Origin of the sequence: Citrobacter sp. CK195 (assembly GCF_030333365.1) — a bacterium.
GTDB classification, from domain to species: Bacteria; Pseudomonadota; Gammaproteobacteria; order Enterobacterales; family Enterobacteriaceae; genus Citrobacter_B; species Citrobacter_B koseri.
On sequence record NZ_JAOWGB010000026.1, the window covers coordinates 136,832 to 154,451 of the forward strand.

At 55.9% G+C, this 17,620-nt stretch carries 15 protein-coding genes; 8 read left to right on the forward strand and 7 right to left on the reverse strand.

Annotation, left to right across the window (positions count from 1 at the left end; translation table 11 throughout):
• Positions 1–40 precede the first annotated feature (40 nt).
• Together trhP and yegS are read left to right on the forward strand one after the other, a co-directional pair.
• The gene (gene trhP, locus OGX93_RS18215) at positions 41–1,402 is read left to right on the forward strand and encodes a prephenate-dependent tRNA uridine(34) hydroxylase TrhP (protein ID WP_012131678.1); all 1,362 of its coding nucleotides are present in this window, start codon (positions 41–43) and stop codon (positions 1,400–1,402) included.
• Positions 1,403–1,670: 268 nt separating this feature from the next.
• A complete protein-coding gene (gene yegS / locus OGX93_RS18220; protein ID WP_101744013.1) occupies positions 1,671–2,570 on the forward strand; it encodes a lipid kinase YegS in 900 nt (299 codons plus the stop codon).
• A gap of 78 nt (positions 2,571–2,648) precedes the next feature.
• Here the strand turns inward: yegS and OGX93_RS18225 are convergent, their stop codons facing one another.
• From OGX93_RS18225 to dalD, 4 genes are all read right to left on the reverse strand, one after another.
• Positions 2,649–3,311, reverse strand: a complete 663-nt coding sequence (locus OGX93_RS18225; RefSeq protein ID WP_048902422.1) for an HAD family hydrolase — start codon at positions 3,309–3,311, stop codon at positions 2,649–2,651.
• A 48-nt stretch (positions 3,312–3,359) separates the two neighbouring features.
• Positions 3,360–4,637: an RbtT/DalT/CsbX family MFS transporter gene (locus OGX93_RS18230; RefSeq protein WP_012131672.1), complete on the reverse strand. Its 1,278-nt coding sequence runs from the start codon at positions 4,635–4,637 to the stop codon at positions 3,360–3,362.
• 67 nt (positions 4,638–4,704) lie between these two features.
• A complete protein-coding gene (xylB, locus tag OGX93_RS18235) occupies positions 4,705–6,168 on the reverse strand; it encodes a xylulokinase (RefSeq protein ID WP_101744014.1) in 1,464 nt (487 codons plus the stop codon).
• A 9-nt stretch (positions 6,169–6,177) separates the two neighbouring features.
• Positions 6,178–7,545, reverse strand: coding sequence for a D-arabinitol 4-dehydrogenase (gene dalD / locus OGX93_RS18240; protein WP_047462567.1), 1,368 nt, complete (start codon positions 7,543–7,545; stop codon positions 6,178–6,180).
• A 209-nt stretch (positions 7,546–7,754) separates the two neighbouring features.
• On the opposite strand from dalD, the gene OGX93_RS18245 reads away from it, so the two are divergent.
• Positions 7,755–8,696 (forward strand): sugar-binding transcriptional regulator, encoded by a 942-nt coding sequence (locus OGX93_RS18245; RefSeq protein ID WP_012131669.1) that lies wholly within the window; start codon positions 7,755–7,757, stop codon positions 8,694–8,696.
• Here the strand turns inward: OGX93_RS18245 and OGX93_RS18250 are convergent.
• On the reverse strand, positions 8,693–9,724 hold the full coding sequence (locus tag OGX93_RS18250) for a LacI family DNA-binding transcriptional regulator (protein WP_286449169.1): 1,032 nt from the start codon (positions 9,722–9,724) through the stop codon (positions 8,693–8,695). The genes OGX93_RS18245 and OGX93_RS18250 overlap by 4 nt on opposite strands.
• Positions 9,725–9,888: 164 nt before the next feature.
• Here OGX93_RS18250 and OGX93_RS18255 point away from each other — a divergent pair, with 164 nt between their 5' ends.
• Positions 9,889–10,638 (forward strand): SDR family oxidoreductase, encoded by a 750-nt coding sequence (locus OGX93_RS18255; RefSeq protein ID WP_024130189.1) that lies wholly within the window; start codon positions 9,889–9,891, stop codon positions 10,636–10,638.
• A gap of 11 nt (positions 10,639–10,649) precedes the next feature.
• A complete protein-coding gene (locus OGX93_RS18260) occupies positions 10,650–12,257 on the forward strand; it encodes an FGGY family pentulose kinase (protein ID WP_286449171.1) in 1,608 nt (535 codons plus the stop codon).
• 61 nt (positions 12,258–12,318) lie between these two features.
• Here OGX93_RS18260 and fbaB read toward each other — a convergent pair whose 3' ends face one another.
• On the reverse strand, positions 12,319–13,371 hold the full coding sequence (gene fbaB / locus OGX93_RS18265) for a class I fructose-bisphosphate aldolase (RefSeq protein ID WP_286449172.1): 1,053 nt from the start codon (positions 13,369–13,371) through the stop codon (positions 12,319–12,321).
• A gap of 252 nt (positions 13,372–13,623) precedes the next feature.
• On the opposite strand from fbaB, the gene OGX93_RS18270 reads away from it, so the two are divergent.
• The 3 genes from OGX93_RS18270 to OGX93_RS18280 are packed head-to-tail and all read left to right on the forward strand — an operon-like array spanning position 13,624 to position 16,864.
• Positions 13,624–14,901 carry a nucleoside permease gene (locus tag OGX93_RS18270; RefSeq protein ID WP_047462559.1) on the forward strand — a complete coding sequence of 426 codons (1,278 nt, stop codon included), beginning with the start codon at positions 13,624–13,626 and terminating at the stop codon, positions 14,899–14,901.
• On the forward strand, positions 14,898–15,902 hold the full coding sequence (locus OGX93_RS18275; RefSeq protein ID WP_047462557.1) for an ADP-ribosylglycohydrolase family protein: 1,005 nt from the start codon (positions 14,898–14,900) through the stop codon (positions 15,900–15,902). Before OGX93_RS18270 ends, OGX93_RS18275 begins: the two co-directional genes overlap by 4 nt.
• Positions 15,899–16,864 (forward strand): PfkB family carbohydrate kinase, encoded by a 966-nt coding sequence (locus tag OGX93_RS18280; protein WP_071258943.1) that lies wholly within the window; start codon positions 15,899–15,901, stop codon positions 16,862–16,864. Before OGX93_RS18275 ends, OGX93_RS18280 begins: the two co-directional genes overlap by 4 nt.
• On the opposite strand, the gene OGX93_RS18285 is transcribed toward OGX93_RS18280, so the two are convergent.
• Positions 16,838–17,584: a GntR family transcriptional regulator gene (locus OGX93_RS18285; protein WP_012131660.1), complete on the reverse strand. Its 747-nt coding sequence runs from the start codon at positions 17,582–17,584 to the stop codon at positions 16,838–16,840. The two genes, OGX93_RS18280 and OGX93_RS18285, sit on opposite strands and share 27 nt — an antisense overlap.
• Positions 17,585–17,620: the final 36 nt, after the last annotated feature.

Sequence of the window (17,620 nt, forward strand, 5' to 3'; positions counted from 1 at the left end):
CAGTGAAGCGGATCTGACCTGTCATCAGAACGAGAAAATTATGTTTAAACCGGAACTCCTTTCCCCGGCGGGAACGCTGAAAAATATGCGTTACGCTTTCGCTTATGGCGCAGATGCCGTGTATGCGGGCCAACCGCGTTACTCCCTGCGCGTGCGCAACAACGAATTTAACCACGAGAATTTGCAGCTCGGCATTAACGAAGCCCACGCGCTTGGCAAAAAATTCTATGTGGTCGTGAACATTGCGCCGCATAACGCGAAACTGAAAACCTTTATTCGCGATCTTAAACCGGTTGTGGAAATGGGGCCGGATGCGCTGATCATGTCCGATCCCGGGCTTATCATGCTGGTACGTGAAAACTTCCCGGAGATGCCGATTCACCTTTCGGTGCAGGCCAACGCCGTAAACTGGGCAACGGTGAAATTCTGGAACCAGATGGGGCTGACCCGCGTTATTCTTTCCCGCGAACTGTCACTGGAAGAGATTGAAGAGATTCGTCAACAGGTGCCGGAAATGGAGATCGAAATCTTCGTACACGGCGCGCTGTGCATGGCCTACTCCGGTCGTTGCCTGCTCTCTGGCTACATCAACAAGCGCGATCCGAACCAGGGAACCTGCACCAACGCCTGCCGTTGGGAATATAACGTGCAGGAAGGGAAAGAAGACGTCGTGGGCAACATCGTCCATAAATACGAACCGATTCCGGTACAGAACGTCGAGCCGACGCTGGGTATCGGCGCACCGACCGACAAAGTGTTTATGATCGAAGAAGCTCAGCGTCCGGGCGAATACATGACCGCGTTCGAAGATGAACACGGCACCTACATCATGAACTCGAAAGATCTGCGCGCCATTGCTCACGTTGAACGCCTGACCAAAATGGGCGTGCACTCACTGAAAATCGAAGGCCGTACCAAATCCTTCTACTACTGTGCGCGTACCGCTCAGGTTTATCGCAAAGCGATCGACGATGCCGCTGCGGGCAAGCCGTTTGATCCGCAACTGCTGGAAACGCTGGAAGGCCTGGCGCATCGCGGTTACACCGAAGGCTTTCTGCGCCGCCACACGCATGATGACTACCAGAATTACGAGTACGGTTACTCTGTTTCTGAACGTCAGCAGTTCGTGGGTGAGTTCACCGGCGAGCGTAAAGGCGCCCTTGCCGCCGTTGCCGTGAAGAACAAATTCTCCATCGGCGACAGCCTGGAGCTGATGACGCCGCAGGGGAACGTCAACTTCACTCTGGAACATATGGAAAACGCCAAAGGTGAAGCAATGCCGGTGGCGCCTGGCGATGGCTACACCGTCTGGATGCCGGTGCCGCAGGATATGGATCTGAATTATGCGTTGTTAATGCGTAATTTTTCCGGCGAATCCACACGGAACCCACACGCTAAGTAGTTAATCCACGTTATTTTTTCATTATGGGAAGATTCTTAGAAATCGATCACATACCGCCTCGTTCATTACGGGTATTATCCGAGGCGCTGAAAAACATAACCCATAAATGCTAGCTGTACCAGGAACCACCTCCTTAGCCTGCGTAATCTCCCTTACGCAGGCTTATTTTTTTGTGCTGCACAAACCTTCCATTTTCAGCCTGTTCTGACCTTTCCGCGCCTTTTCTGCTATACACTTTCAACAGGTTAACGACAGAGGCAAACAAAGGATGGCTACGTTTCCCGCCAGCTTACTGATTTTAAATGGCAAAGGCGCTGATAATCAGCCCCTGCGCGACGCGATAGGGCTACTTCGCGATGAGGGCGTGGAGATTCACGTCCGGGTTACCTGGGAAAAAGGCGATGCCCAGCGTTATGTTAATGAAGCCCGACAGCTTGGCGTTGAGACAGTTATTGCAGGCGGCGGCGACGGCACCATCAATGAAGTTTCCGCCGCGCTGATTCAGTGTCAGGGCGGCAACGTTCCCGCGCTTGGCATTTTGCCTCTGGGCACGGCCAATGACTTTGCCACCAGCGCCGGCATACCGGAAGCGCTGGATAAAGCCTTAAAACTGGCGATTGCCGGTAACGCAGTTGCGATCGATATCGCTCAGGTCAACGATAAAACCTGCTTTATTAATATGGCGACAGGGGGGTTCGGGACGCGCATCACCACCGAAACACCGGAAAAACTCAAGGCCGCGCTGGGCGGCGTCTCTTACTTTATTCATGGGCTGATGCGCATGGACACCCTCAAGCCCGATCGCTGTGAGATTCGCGGCGAGAATTTTCACTGGCAGGGCGATGCGCTGGTGATTGGCATTGGTAATGGTCGTCAGGCCGGTGGCGGACAACAGCTCTGCCCTGGCGCACTCATTAATGACGGGCTGCTGCAACTGCGGATCTTCACCGGTGAGGAGCTGCTTCCGGCGCTGTTTTCCACATTGACGCAGCCGGAAGAGAACCCCAACATTGTCGATGGCGCATCCGCCTGGTTTGATATTCAGGCTCCGCATGAAATCACCTTTAACCTCGATGGCGAGCCGCTCAGTGGTCAGGAATTTCATATTGAAATACTTCCCAACGCGCTGCGTTGCCGTTTGCCGCCAGACTGCCCGTTACTGCGCTAACGAAAAAAGAAAGTAAGCGCAGAGAGGGATAATCAGACCGGCGACATCCCGGAACCTCTGCGCTCACAAACGGGTCATTTACCCTGCGGCCCGAACCGGCGGGGCCAGCGTCTCCAGGAGTTGCGGCATTGACGTGTAGCGCCCGATGGCCTCACTAAAGCAGGGATGCTGGCAGCCGTCAGACACCACGATGGTATCAATTCCGGCGGCCTGCGCGGCGCGAAAACCGCTCAGGCTGTCTTCAATCACCAGACACTCTGCGGCGGGCAGACCCAGCTTTTTCAGCGCGGAGAGATACACCGCCGGGTGCGGTTTGCCGTAGCGTTCATCGTCAGCGCTGCAAATGACGTCAAAATGCCCCCGGAGATTAAGTTTAGAGAGAACAGCCTCAATAACCTGATGGGATGATGACGTAGCCAGCGCAATCCGATACCCCCTGTGGCGAAAATGATGCAATACCGCGTAGACGCCATCCATCGCTTCGCCTTCCGTTGCAATAAGTCCGGTAATGCGTTTGCGAATGGCCGACTCCAGCACCCCAGGGTCTGTCTGCAACGGGCAGTATTCGCACCAGACACGGGCAATCTCATCCAGTCGCTTCCCTTTGGTTAACGTTTCACACTCCTCGTCATTAACCGTCACTCCCCAGCCTGCCAGCGCGTCTTTTTGCGCCTGACGCCACAGCCCTTCGGAGTCAATGATGACGCCATCCATGTCGAAAATTACCGCTTTACTCTTCATCATTTGCCGCCTTAAAAAGGCCCGGCAGCGCAGCCGGGCCCGACATCATTAAGAAATACCGACCGTTTCGCCTTCACATGCCTCCTGACGCGTGAATCCGGGTTGTTCAACACGAATAAACGGACACAGAATAAACGCCACAATATAGAGCAACGTATACGCAATCACGACGCCAATGGTGCTGAAGTGCGGTAACAACACCACGGCGATCGCCGGGGCGAGGAAGTTGGAAAGCCCAGCCGACAGGTTGTAGACCGAAATCGCGGCTCCTTTGTGTTTTGGCTCAAGCGCAGGAAAGACGGCGGCCATCGGCACAAACGCGGCAACGAAGATCCCCAGCGCGATTGCCGGAACCAGCGCCATCGCGAAGTTATGGCCAAAGTGCTGCGGAATGTAATAAAACGCGAGGCTGGAGAGCGCCATCCCGATGCAGCCAAACCAGCGTACAACCTTCATCCAGCCCATTTTCTCTGCCAGTACGCCCCAAAAGACGTTGGAGAAGATGGTTGTGAAGAAGAACGCCGCCCATACCTGTAGCCATTCAGAGGTGGTGAAGCCCAGTTCATCCACAAACATCATCGGCATGACCACCGCAAAACCGAACAGCGATAACGTATTGATAATACGCACGATGCTGGACAACATAATGCTACGGTTGGTGTAAAGCAGCGTGACCGCACGCCCCAGTTCGCTGAACTTTTCACGGGTGGTGAGGTTTTGCATATGGCGCGGCGTTTCAATTTTACGCAGCGAAACCAGCGCGATAACACCGCCGGTCAGACAGAACGCCAGCGCCAGCCACAGGGTGCCCATTTCGCCAATATGCGGAATGGTAAAACTCGGGATATAACTGCCGAAAACGCCGATCCCAATAGAGTAGACCGCCCAGAACCAGCCCAGCGCGGCGCTGGTGCTGTCGCTACGGACGTTATGCACAATGGCGACGATAAACGCATAAAGGAACAGCGGATACGCCAGACCGCGAATACCGTAAAACAGCAGAATTAAGGCGTAGTTGGACTGACCCAGCCCAAAAACGAGGAACAATACGTGGAATACGCACCACAGCACAAAGCCGATCATCATGGTTTTTTGCGGCGTGATGATCTCCGCCACTACGCCGGATACCCAGGCCGACAGCGCCGCCGCCAGGCCATATAGCGTAAAGGCGAAGGAGGCTTCCGCCGGGGTAAAGCCCAGCGCTTTGATGTAGTGCGACAAAAATGCCAGCTCGAAACCATCACCAGTCATGAATACGGCGATGGCGATATACCCCCAGACCAGACTTAAGGGTAATCCCAGCCATTGTTTGTTAGTTAACGACATATTGACCTCGTTTTAGGGTGCAGGGAGCCACTCCGGTACATTCACCGGAGGGCTTTTGTTATAGAAATTATTGATTTCGATAGTTCAGGTCGTTTCGGTACAGTGCGTTAAACTGCTGATAACGCTGCATCAGCGCCGTGTGGCGAACCGGATCGCCATACCAGGTTTTGTAGACTTCCGGTTTTTCGCAAACGGACGCCAACGGTTTACCTGCCGCAAGGCACGCCAGTCGCGCCGCGCCCAGCGCGCCGCCGGTTTCTCCGCCTTTGTGCGTCACCACGGGCATATCCAGAATATCTGCCAGCAGTTGCGCCCAGAACGGACTTCGGGCGCCGCCGCCCACCAGCGAACATTGTTCGATATTTGTACCGCTCTCCTGCAAAACACGGAGCCCGTCAGCGATGCCGAAACTGACGCCTTCCAGCACCGCATACCCCATCAGCGCGCGCTGGCTGGAGTGCGTCAGCCCCCAGAACATGCCCCGGGCGTCAGGATCGTTATGCGGCGTGCGTTCACCGGAAAGGTACGGCAGGAACATCGGCGCGCTGGCTTTTTCCGCATCGCTTAACTGCGCGATTTCTTCCAGCAGTTCCGTTTCCGTTGTCCCTACCAGGCGGCAGAACCATTGCAGACAGCTGGCGGCGCTGAGCATTACGCTCATCTGGTGCCACAAATTCGGCAGGACGTGGCAAAAAGCATGTACTGCGGATTGCGGCGCGGGACGGTACGCGTCTGTCACCACAAACAGCACGCCGGACGTCCCCAGTGAAATAAACGCATCGCCGGGCGATACCGCGCCAACGCCAATAGCGCTGACCGCGTTGTCTCCGCCGCCCCCGGCGACCACCACCGAAGGGTTTAACCCCCAGCGTTGCGCGACGACGGGATCGAGCGTGGCAGAAATATCGCAGCCTTCCACCAGCTCTGGCATATTGGCCCGCGTCAGCCCGCATTTCTCCAGCAGCGCATCCGACCAGTCGCGCTTCTCGACATCAAGCCACAGCGTCCCTGCCGAATCGGACATGTCGGAGACTTTTTTACCCGTCATTTTGAAACGCAGATAATCCTTCGGCAGCAGCACCGTTTCGATGCGGGCAAAATTCTGCGGTTCATGGCGACGCACCCACAGCAATTTCGGCGCGGTAAACCCCGGCATCGCCAGATTACCGGCAACCTGATGCAGCTCTGGGGCAATTTCTTCCAGTTCCGCACACTCCTGGGCGCTACGGGTGTCATTCCACAGAATCGCCGGGCGGATCGTATTCCCGGCGGCATCAAGCAGTACCGCGCCATGCATCTGACCGGAAAGACCGATCGCCTTAATCGCCTGCCAGTGATGACCACATTTCTCCCGCAGGGTGGACATCAGATACTCCGTTGCGTCCCACCAGGCTTCCGGTGATTGCTCTGACCAGTGTTGATGGGGCCGCTGAATCGTCAGCGGCGCGCTATGGGTGGCGACAATGTCATTATTTTCATCAATGACCAGCGCCTTCACTTCAGATGTGCCGAGATCGATACCCAGATACATAGCCACCTCTCAGTTAATCAGCGTGTGAACAGCGGCGATTTTCTCGCGCAGCAGCGCGGCGAAATCATCACGTTCCGTCAGGTCGCCAAACAGCGCTTTATCACTGGCATACGCCGCGATCGGATCGGCGGATTCAAACATGGCATGTACCGCTGGCGCATCCAGAATGCCGTCCTGGTATTCATAAGGCAGCGTGCCCTTGTGCCACTGCTCCATAAAGACGTAAAACAGTGCGGGCAGCATAGCGGTAGCGTTCGGCCGCGCACCGCGCTGATAGCACTCGCGCAGCGTCGGCGCAATCATCGCCGGGATTTTCGAGAATCCGTCGGCGGCAACGCGCTGGTTGGTATCCTGAATATGCGGGTTGGTAAAACGCTTAAGCACCACATCACGATAGGTCGGGAGATCGATGCCGTTATCTCCCAGGCAAGGGATCACATCTTCCGTCACGTAGCGGTCGGCAATCTGGTAGATAAAGTCCGTCAGGGTGCTTTCATGAATATACTGCTGGCCGATTAACGTACCCGCCCACGCAATGCAGCTATGTGATGAGTTGAGGATGCGGATTTTCGCCTCTTCATACGGGATAACAGACGTCACCAGCTCCACACCGACATTTTCCAGCGCAGGACGCACATCGCGGAAACGATCTTCAACCACCCACTGGATAAAGGTTTCGCCCATTACCGGCGCTTTATCATCAATGCCCGTCTGCGCTTTGATACGCGCCGGAAGATCGGCTGCCGGACGCGGCGTGATGCGGTCCACCATCGTATTCGGGCAGGTCGCATTGGCGCTAAGCCAGTCAATCACCGCCTGTTTGCCGGTCAGCTGTAAAAACTCAACCAGACCATCGTGGAACCGTTCACCGTTGTGACGCACGTTGTCGCAGTTGAGCAGCGTCAGCGGCCCTGCGTTATTGGCCATACGCGCTTCCAGAATGCGGGTAATGACACCGTAAATCGTTTTACAGCCGCCGTTGAGATCGCTCGCCAGATCGGGGTTATTCACTTCCAGCTTGTGGCTGGTGTTCAGGTAGTAGCCCCCTTCCGTCACGGTAAAGGCAATCACTTTGGTCTGCGCTCTGGCGCCTTCGGCAATCAGCGGCTGCAAATCCGCCTGCCACGGCAGCAGTTTCTGAATCGACGTGATCTCTTCGTACTCACGTTCGCCCTCCGGGCTGACCGTTTCCAGCACATAACGACCGTTTTGCGCCGCCAGCGCCTGCACAACGTGCTCGGCGTCATTGCGAATATTGCCGGCGGCAATGTGCCAGCGCGTATCGCCGGAAGCGATCAGACGATGCAGATACCACGCCTGATGGGCGCGGTGAAAAGAACCTAAGCCAATATGAAGCCATGTGTATTGATCGTTCATTGTTCTGCTCTCCAGTGAGGTTATGCCTGCACTCTAGTCGATCATTTGTATTAAATAAGAGCCGTAGATCACAAAAGAGCAATTGCTCTATAAAATTACAAATGACCACAAAAGAGCAAAGAGCTTGCCTCAATCCTGAGCACCCGCCAGAATGACCTTATCGGTTGAGGGAAATTAACGCCCCAACGCCACTCTTAAGGTAGGGAAACGTGAGCAAAGAAGATGACATCAGGCTGGATCAGAAAGTCCGGGCCGCATGGATGTACTACATTGCGGGTTTAAACCAAAGTGAGATAGCCAGCCAGCTTGGGACGTCAAGACCGGTGGTACAACGCCTTATCGCTGCGGCGAAGGAGGAAGGCATTGTTTCGATTGGTCTGCACCATCCTGTCGCGAACTGCCTCGATTACGCGCAGCTTTTGCAGGAAAAGTATCAGTTAATTAACTGCAATATTGTTCCCGCCTACAGCAGCGAAAGCACCCTCGACAGCGTAACCTTTGGCTGTTATCAACTGATGGCCCGCTACTTACAGGGCGACAAACCGACGGTAGTCGGCATTGGTTCCGGGTTGACGCTGAAAAAAACCATCAAACGTATTGATTTCGACAGTCGCAATACGCGCTGCGTGGCGTTGATCAGCGCCATGAACGAACACGGACAATGTAACTATTACGACGACGTCCCGCTGTTGCTGGCGCGTAAAATTCAGGGCAAATATTACCAGTGGCCCGCGCCACGCTATGCGCAATCCTGTGATGAATACGAGATGTGGTGCACCAGCCGTCTGTTTCGCAACGTCTCTGCCGTCGCCGAAGCGTCGGAGGTCATTTTTGTCGGCATCGGCGCGCTGGGGAAACAGAGTCCTATCTTCAAAGACGGTTTTATCAATGAGGCGCAACTGGACGAATTGACCGCGCGCGGCGGCGTGGGGGAAATACTTGGCCGCTTTATTGACGCAGACGGCAACGTAGTGGATAGCCTCATCAACCGCTACATCACCAGCTACGATATACGCCAGAGCCAGTGTCCGCGTATTGCGGCGGCCTGCGGTGAAGATAAGCGCCCTGCTATCCTCGCCGCACTGAAAGGCGGCTGGATCAACGGTCTGGTTACCGATGAACATACCGCGCGCTGGTTGCTGACGCGCTAACGCGCCATGTTCTGGCTGGCGATCAATTCCGGCGGGATCTCAATACGACGTATTGTGGTATCGCCGGAATCCACAATCTCAAACACTTTGTCCAGCATGGCTGGCACATCCTGGCGCACCATATCGATATCGTGCCCCAGCAGAGAGACAAACGGGTCCCAGTCAAAACAGCCCATTGGCGGCTGATGGCTTCCCGTCTGCCCGTTCTGCGCCAGCCAGCGCACCACCCCTTCGAGCGAAATTGTCGAATTAACAAACAGCCCCGGCAGCGGAATATCAGGCGACGGGTAGACCGATTTCAGTAGCCCTTCCACCCTTGCGGAAGAATAACCCGTAACCAGTTGCTGCATTTCCGGCACCGTCAATCCACACGCTTTATGCGCGTCGAGGAAGCCGCGCAAACGTTCGGCGGTGTTATTGTCGGTGATTCGCCCCCCCACAAACGTCAGCGGAGCCAAAACGCCATACCGCTTTTGGCTGCTGGCGAGAATGCTTTCCGTCAGCGCTTTAGCCCCCGCATAGTTATCCGAAATAATCGACGGCGCCAGCGTTCCGGGCAGATCGAGGTTCAGCGTGGGCACACCCGCCTGATGACACATCTGCGCGATCTTATCCGGGTGCGTCGCCCCGGTGGCGATAACCCAGTCCACCTGCCAGGAGAGCATCGCCCTCGCCGCTTCAACCTCCAGATCCGGTTGACGCCGCGTACAGGTAATGATGGGCAGCAGCCCCCTGGCACGCGCCATCTCTTCAAACTTTTCAGCAATGGAGCCAAAGTAGCGGTTGTCGTATTTCGGGACAATCATCCCGATGACATTCGATTTCTTACTGCGAAGCAGGCTGGCCTGTCGGTTCACCGCATATCCCTGCTCTTCAGCAATCCGGGTCACCTTCTCCGCCAGCTTTGCGCTAATGCGTCGCTTCTTCCAGTTGCCATTCAAAATTGCGCTCACCGCGCTGGCGGAAACCCCGGTTAACTCAGCCAGGTCGTAGATGGTTGTTTTCTTCGTTTTCTCAACGCGCGTCACAAAATCGCCTCTTCATTTTGAATGTCTCTTGCTGAGGAAATAAACAAGTGCTAGATCAGCTTCATCGATTGAGCAATATGCTTCACACGCCAGTCAGAACGCCCCCGTTCTTCGCGCAGAAGCAAATACACCTTAAAAATCACCTATGCATAAAGGATTATAAAATGAATCACTCTGTCCCCTCCATGAATACTTCCCTCAACGGCAAGGTTGCAGCCATTACCGGCGCAGCCTCCGGTATCGGCCTTGAGTGTGCGAAAACCCTGCTTGCCGCAGGAGCAAAAGTGGTCCTGATCGACCGCGAAGGCGAGAAGCTGAAGAAAATCGTCGCGGAACTGGGCGATAACGCGTTTGCGCTGCAAATCGACTTGTTCAATACCGGGCAGGTCGACAACCTGCTGGCAGGCATTATCGAGCTGGCCGGTGGGCTGGATATTTTCCATGCTAACGCAGGCGCTTACATTGGCGGGCCGGTCGCCGAGGGCGATCCTGACGTCTGGGATCGCGTACTGAACCTCAACATCAATGCCGCATTTCGCTGCGTCCGCGCCGTATTGCCGCATATGATTGCGCAAAAATCCGGCGATATCATTTTCACCAGTTCTATCGCTGGCGTTGTACCGGTCATCTGGGAACCTATTTACACGGCCTCCAAATTTGCCGTTCAGGCCTTTGTCCATACAACCCGCCGTCAGGTGTCCGAACATGGCGTACGCGTCGGAGCGGTGCTGCCGGGGCCGGTAGTGACCGCGCTGCTGGACGACTGGCCGCAGGCGAAAATGGAAGAAGCGCTGGCAAATGGCAGCCTGATGCAGCCGATCGAAGTCGCAGAATCGGTACTGTTTATGGTCACTCGTTCGAAAAACGTCACTGTTCGCGATCTGGTTATCCTCCCCAACAGCGTTGATCTGTGAGGAAAAGCGCCATGAACAGCTTACAGAAAACCGTTATCGGCGTGGATGTTGGTTCAGGCAGCGTCCGCGCAGGCATCTTCGACCTGAGCGGCACGTTGCTCTCTCATGTCACGCAAAAAATCACCACCACTCACCGGAGCGGCAGCCGCGTGGAGCAGTCCAGCCAGGAGATCTGGCAGGCCGTTTGTCACTGCATCCGGGAAGCGCTCAGGCAGTCCGGCGCGGCGCCGGAAAGCGTGGCGGGGATCGGTTTCGACGCCACCTGCTCGCTGGTGGTTCTGGATAAAAACGGCGCGCCGCTCCCCGTGAGCGCCGAAGGCGATGCGGCGCAAAACATCATCGTCTGGATGGACCATCGCGCGACTGAACAGGCTGAACGCATTAACGCCAGCCAACATCCGGTGCTGAACTATGTCGGCGGGAAAATCTCACCGGAAATGGAAACGCCTAAGATTTTATGGCTGAAGGAAAATCGCCGCGAGGTGTACGAAAACGCATGGCAATTTTTCGACCTTGCAGACTTCCTGACCTGGCGCGCCACCGGCGACCTTGCCCGCTCCATCTGTACAGTCACCTGCAAATGGACCTGGCTTGCTCATGAAAACCGCTGGGACCCGGACTATTTCCGCACGATCGGGCTGGCAGAACTGGCTGATGACGAGTTTGCCCGCATCGGGCAGCGCATCGTGCCGCCGGGTACGCCCTGTAGCGACGGCTTAACCGCGCAGGCGGCGCAGGAGATGGGCCTGCCTGCGGGCACGCCGGTCGCCGTGGGTCTGATTGACGCCCATGCGGGCGGCATCGGGACTGTCGGCGTTGAAGGCGGCGCCCTCAATAATATGGCATATGTGTTTGGCACCTCATCCTGCACCATGACCTCAACGAACGATCCCGTTTTCGTTCCCGGCGTCTGGGGGCCGTATTACAGCGCGATGGTGCCAGGGCTCTGGCTTGTTGAGGGAGGGCAAAGCGCCGCGGGCGCGGCTATCGATCAGCTATTGGCGTTTCATCCCGCCGCCGAAGACGCGCGGAAACTGGCGCAGGAGGCAGGATTACCGCTGCCGGTTTATCTTGCCGATCGGGTGTCAGAAAAAGCGCCGCAGGCATCGGACGCCATCACGCTGGCGGCGGGTATTCATGTTGTACCGGAGTTTTTAGGCAACCGCGCGCCGTTTGCCGACCCGCACGCACGCGCCGTTATTTGCGGATTGGGTATGGAACGCGACCTGGACAATTTACTGGCGTTGTATGTGGCGGGACTGTGCGGTATCGGTTACGGTTTACGGCAAATTATTGATGCGCAGAATGCCTGCGGCGTACGGAATAAAAATATCGTGATTAGCGGCGGTGCGGGTCAGCACCCTCTGGTGCGGCAACTATTAGCCGATACCTGCGGACTTCCGGTATTAACCACCCAGTGCAGCGAGCCCGTTTTATTAGGTTCCGCAATCCTTGGCGCCGTCGCCGGAAATATTTCCCCCTCGGTTGCCGAGGCCATGACGCAGTTTACGCATGTGGATACCTGTTATTATCCACAGACAGCGTATCAGCCATTGCATCATCGTCGTTACGAGGCCTATAAGCAGTTGCAACACATGGCGAAAATGCTCAGAGAGTGATTTTTGCGCCGTCCTGATAACCAATACCCCTCCCCGGAAACCTGGGGAGGGATACGTGACATCAGGCAATCGTCACTTTATTGTCCAGGTAGACGTCCTGCACGGCGTTAATCAGTTTCACGCCATCCGCCATTGTTTTCTTGAAGGCTTTACGCCCCAGAATCAGGCCCATGCCGCCCGCGCGTTTGTTGATAACCGCAGTACGCACAGCGTCGCTGAGATCGGTCTCACCGCCCGCCGCGCCGCCGGAGTTAATCAGCCCCGCGCGCCCCATATAGCAGTTGGCTAACTGGTAACGCACCAGATCGATAGGGTTATCGCTGGTCAGCTTGCTGTAAACACGATCGTCGGTGTAACCGAAATTCACCGCCTTATAGCCACCGTTATTTTCCGCCATTTTTTGTTTGACGATATCTGCGCCAATCGTCGCCGCCAGGTGGTTAGCCTGCCCGGTCAGGTCGGCGGAAACGTGGTAATCCACGCCGTCTTTTTTAAATGCAGAGTTACGCAAGTATGCCCACAGGACGGTCACCATCCCCAGCTCATGCGCACGTTCAAAAGCGGCGGAAATCTCTTCAATCTGACGACGCGACTGCTCAGAACCAAAGTAAATGGTCGCGCCAACGGCCACGGCGCCCAGATTGAACGCCTGCTCAACGCTGGCATAGAGCGTTTGATCGTACTCCGTTGGGTAGCTCAACGTCTCGTTGTGATTCAGTTTGACGAGGAACGGAATGCGGTGCGCGTAACGGCGTGAAACCGATGCAAGTACCCCATACGTCGAGGCCACGCAGTTACAGCCTGCTTCAATAGCCAGTTCGACGATATTCTTTGGATCAAAATAAAGCGGGTTTGCGGCAAACGACGCCCCGGCAGAATGTTCAACGCCCTGATCGACGGGCAGAATGGAGAGGTAGCCCGTTCCGGCCAGACGTCCGGTATTATACAGCGTCTGCATGGTACGCAGTACGGCAGGCGGACGGTTGTTATCAACCATCACGCGGTCTACGTAGTCATGTCCGGGTAAATAAAGTTGGTCAGAAGGAATGGTCATACAACGATGCTGTAAAAGGCTGTCGGCGTCTTTGCCAAGCAACTGCGCAATATCAGTCATAGCTATGCTCCCGTAAGTTCCGATTGAGTACCGGAATGTGGATTGTCCTGACCCGCGTTTTGCGGGCAGCAATAAGCCTGGTACCGACCGGCCATTTTTTCCATCTGTAGCGCATTTTTCAGCGCTATCTGCTGGCACGTTTCAGGTACGAAAAAGTGTTACAGCAGTCAAATTTACGCTCCAAAGGTATTTAAAAGGTATTATTAAATGGTACTGTCATCACGTACCTTACCTGTCATGAAGGATTTAACGATGAAAACTACAGTGAAACTGTCGTTCATGATGTTCGTGGAGTGGTTTATCTGGGGCGCCTGGTTCGTCCCCCTCTGGCTTTGGCTGAACAAAAGCGGTTTTAGCGCCGGAGAAATCGGCTGGTCTTACGCATGTACCGCGATTGCCGCCATTCTCTCGCCGATTCTCGTCGGCTCACTGACTGACCGCTTTTTCTCCGCACAAAAAGTGCTGGCGGTGCTGATGTTCGCAGGCGCAGTCCTGATGTATTTCGCCGCGCAGCAAACAACATTCGCCGGGTTCTTCCCGCTGCTGTTGGCCTACTCCTTAACCTATATGCCCACTATTGCGCTGACGAACAGCATCGCCTTCGCCAACGTACCGGACGTCGAGCGCGATTTCCCACGCATTCGCGTGATGGGCACCATTGGCTGGATCGCATCCGGGCTGGCGTGCGGCTTCTTACCGCAAATGCTGGGCTATAACGATATTTCGCCAACCAATATTCCGCTGTTGATCACCGCAGGCAGTTCCGTCCTGCTGGGCGCCTTTGCGTTCTTCCTGCCGGATACGCCGCCAAAAAGCACCGGCAAGCTGGACATTAAAGTTATGCTGGGGCTGGATGCGCTGATCCTGCTGCGCGATAAAAACTTCCTGGTCTTTTTCTTCTGCTCGTTCCTGTTTGCGATGCCGCTGGCGTTCTACTACATCTTCGCGAATGGCTATCTGACGGAAGTCGGCATGAAAAACGCCACCGGCTGGATGACGCTGGGCCAGTTCTCCGAAATCTTCTTTATGCTGGCGTTACCCTTCTTCACGAAGCGCTTTGGCATTAAAAAGGTCTTACTGCTTGGTCTTATCACTGCGGCAATCCGCTACGGCTTTTTTGTTTACGGCGGCGCGGAAGAATATTTCACCTATGCCCTGCTGTTTCTTGGCATTTTGCTGCACGGCGTCAGTTACGACTTCTACTATGTTACGGCCTATATCTATGTCGATAAAAAAGCGCCTGTGCATATGCGTACTGCCGCTCAGGGGTTGATCACCCTCTGCTGTCAGGGGTTTGGCAGCCTGCTGGGCTACCGTCTCGGCGGCGTGATGATGGAAAAAATGTTTGCCTATAAAGAGCCGGTAAACGGCCTCACCTTCAACTGGGCGGGCATGTGGACATTCGGGGCGGTGATGATCGCCGTGATTGCCGTGTTGTTTATGATTTTCTTTCGCGAATCCGACAAAGAGATCACTGCGATTAAAGTGGACGATCGCGATATTGCGCTGACACAAGGGGAAGTTAAATGAAAGCTGAACGTATTCTCGGTGCCCTTTATGGGCAGGCGTTAGGGGATGCGATGGGAATGCCGTCGGAGCTATGGCCCAGAACGCGCGTAAAAGCGCATTTTGGCTGGATTGATCGCTTTCTGCCCGGCCCTGCGGAAAATAACGCGGCCTGCTATTTTAACCGCGCTGAATTTACTGACGATACGTCGATGGCGCTGTGTCTGGCGGATGCGTTGCTGGAGCGCGACGGGCAGATCGACCCGGACCTGATTGGCCGTAACATTCTGGACTGGGCGCTGCGCTTTGACGCCTTTAATAAGAACGTTCTTGGCCCGACGTCGAAAATTGCGCTAAACGCCATTCGTGACGGCAAGCCCGTTGCTGAACTGGAAAACAACGGCGTGACCAACGGGGCGGCCATGCGCGTTTCCCCACTGGGGTGCTTGCTTCCGCCACGCGATCTGGATGCCTTTATTGATGATGTGGCCCTGGCCTCCAGCCCGACGCATAAGTCAGATCTGGCTGTTGCTGGTGCGGTCGTTGTGGCATGGGCTATCTCACGCGCGATTGAGGGTGATTGCTGGTCTGATATTGTCGATTCGCTACCGGCTATCGCCCACTATGCGCAGCAAAAACGCATCACGACCTTTAGCGCCTCGCTCTCGGCTCGCCTGGAGATCGCATTGAAGATCGTCCGTGACGCGAACGGCATTGAATCCGCCAGCGAGCAGCTTTACCAGGTGGTTGGCGCGGGCACCAGCACCATTGAATCGGTGCCCTGCGCCATCGCAATGGTCGAGCTGGCCAATACCGACCCTAACCGCTGCGCCATTCTGTGCGCCAATCTCGGCGGCGACACCGACACCATTGGGGCGATGGCAACGGCGATTTGTGGCGCGCTGCACGGCGTGGAGGCCATCGAGCCAGCGCTGAAAGACGAGCTGGACGCGGTAAACCAACTGGACTTCATGCGCTATGCCACCGCGCTGGCGCGCTATCGCCAGCAGCGGGAGGCGGTATGAACACAACGCGCCTGCGGGCGTTGCTGCCCGATTTAACCCGCCGCCAGCCGGTGACGGTCGTGGGCGCTGCGGTCATTGATGTGATTGCCGATGCTTACGCGCTGCCCTGGCGTGGCTGCGATATTGAGCTTAAACAGCAAGGCGTCAACGTCGGCGGCTGCGCGCTCAATATCGCCGTCGCTTTAAAGCGTCTGGGGATTGAGGCCAGTAATGCCCTGCCCCTCGGTCAGGGCGTATGGTCAGACATTATTCGTCATCGCATGGCGAAAGAGGGGTTACACAGCCTGATCGACAACGCAGAGGGAGACAACGGCTGGTGTCTGGCGCTGGTAGAACCGGATGGCGAACGCACGTTTATGTCGTTCAGCGGCGTTGAGAACCAATGGAATGCCGACTGGCTGGCGCAGTTGACAATTCCGCCCGACAGTTGGATCTACTTTTCCGGTTATCAACTCGCCTCGCCATGCGGCGAACTGCTGGTGAGCTGGCTGGAAGGGTTAGAGCGCGTGACGCCGTTTATCGACTTCGGGCCGCGAATCGGCGACATTCCCGACCCGCTAATGGCGCGGATTATGGCCTGCCATCCGCTGGTATCGCTGAACCGTCAGGAGGCAGACATTGCTGCCGAACGGTTTGGCTTTAGTCATGAACCTAACGCGTTTGGCGCCGCCTGGCTTGCGGCGTTTGCCTCACCGGTTATTGTCCGCCACGATAAAGACGGAGCATGGTATTTCAGCCAGCAATCATCCGGCTGCGTGCCCGCATTTGCCACAACGGTCGTCGATACCATTGGCGCGGGAGACAGCCACGCGGGAGGCATGCTGGCCGGGCTGGCATCCGGCTGGGCGCTTGCAGACGCGGTGCTGCTGGGGAACGCGGTCGCCTCCTGGGTGGTAGGCCATCGCGGCGGTGATTGCGCGCCAACGCGCGAGGCGCTACTCCTCGCACACAAAAACGTATAGATCGCTGCGACAGTAGCTGATGCTGTATTCAATGGGCCGCTGTTGCTGGTCAAGCGCCACCTGCTTGATCACCAGCACCGGCACTTTGCTGTCCATCTGAATATGTGACTGAAATTCCGCATCCGGCATGCGCGCGCTGACGCGAGAGCGTGTACGTTGCGGGAAGATATGCTGGCTGCGGAAATAGTCATACAGCGAGATCCCGATGGCGTCCGCATCATGAATCAGGTGCGCAGGCACCCAGGACTCCTCAATGGACACCGCATCCTCATCCACATAACGAATACGTTTGAGCAAGAACACATCGCTGCCTGCGGCGATCGCCAGCTGCTGCGCCACCTCATCCGGGCATTTCACTACCCGCTTGTTGACCCACAGGGTATCCGGCTTTTTACCGCGCAATACCACCTGCTGCGAAAAGCCGCGCGCCTCTTTCAGGGAATATTCGAAGATGTTATTAATCTGCGTTCCATAGCCACGGGCGCGGGTCACGACGCCTTCTTCTTCCAGCGCCTGCATTGCCTTGCGCACCGTAATACGCGAAACGCCGGTCAACTGGCTGAGATCGCGCTCGCCGGGCAAAATGTTGCCATGCTCAAGAATCCCGCTGCGAACGGCATTTTTGACCGTCTCGGCAAACTTCCTGTACAGCGGCGTGTTATCCACCGCGGCAATTCGTTCATTCAGTTGCGCGATAAGCCGGGTATGCGCTTGTTCCATTTATCTTTTTCCAAGCCGACAAGTCTGGGATCAGTA

Bases quoted from the DNA above. Each gene is read 5' to 3' on its own strand.
- trhP (WP_012131678.1), top strand. From the start codon at position 41: ATGTTTAAACCGGAACTCCTTTCCCCGGCGGGAACGCTGAAAAATATG.
- yegS (WP_101744013.1), top strand. From the start codon at position 1,671: ATGGCTACGTTTCCCGCCAGCTTACTGATTTTAAATGGCAAAGGCGCT.
- OGX93_RS18225 (WP_048902422.1), bottom strand. From the start codon at position 3,311: ATGAAGAGTAAAGCGGTAATTTTCGACATGGATGGCGTCATCATTGAC.
- OGX93_RS18230 (WP_012131672.1), bottom strand. From the start codon at position 4,637: ATGTCGTTAACTAACAAACAATGGCTGGGATTACCCTTAAGTCTGGTC.
- xylB (WP_101744014.1), bottom strand. From the start codon at position 6,168: ATGTATCTGGGTATCGATCTCGGCACATCTGAAGTGAAGGCGCTGGTC.
- dalD (WP_047462567.1), bottom strand. From the start codon at position 7,545: ATGAACGATCAATACACATGGCTTCATATTGGCTTAGGTTCTTTTCAC.
- OGX93_RS18255 (WP_024130189.1), top strand. From the start codon at position 9,889: ATGAATCACTCTGTCCCCTCCATGAATACTTCCCTCAACGGCAAGGTT.
- OGX93_RS18260 (WP_286449171.1), top strand. From the start codon at position 10,650: ATGAACAGCTTACAGAAAACCGTTATCGGCGTGGATGTTGGTTCAGGC.
- fbaB (WP_286449172.1), bottom strand. From the start codon at position 13,371: ATGACTGATATTGCGCAGTTGCTTGGCAAAGACGCCGACAGCCTTTTA.
- OGX93_RS18270 (WP_047462559.1), top strand. From the start codon at position 13,624: ATGAAAACTACAGTGAAACTGTCGTTCATGATGTTCGTGGAGTGGTTT.
- OGX93_RS18275 (WP_047462557.1), top strand. From the start codon at position 14,898: ATGAAAGCTGAACGTATTCTCGGTGCCCTTTATGGGCAGGCGTTAGGG.
- OGX93_RS18280 (WP_071258943.1), top strand. From the start codon at position 15,899: ATGAACACAACGCGCCTGCGGGCGTTGCTGCCCGATTTAACCCGCCGC.
- OGX93_RS18285 (WP_012131660.1), bottom strand. From the start codon at position 17,584: ATGGAACAAGCGCATACCCGGCTTATCGCGCAACTGAATGAACGAATT.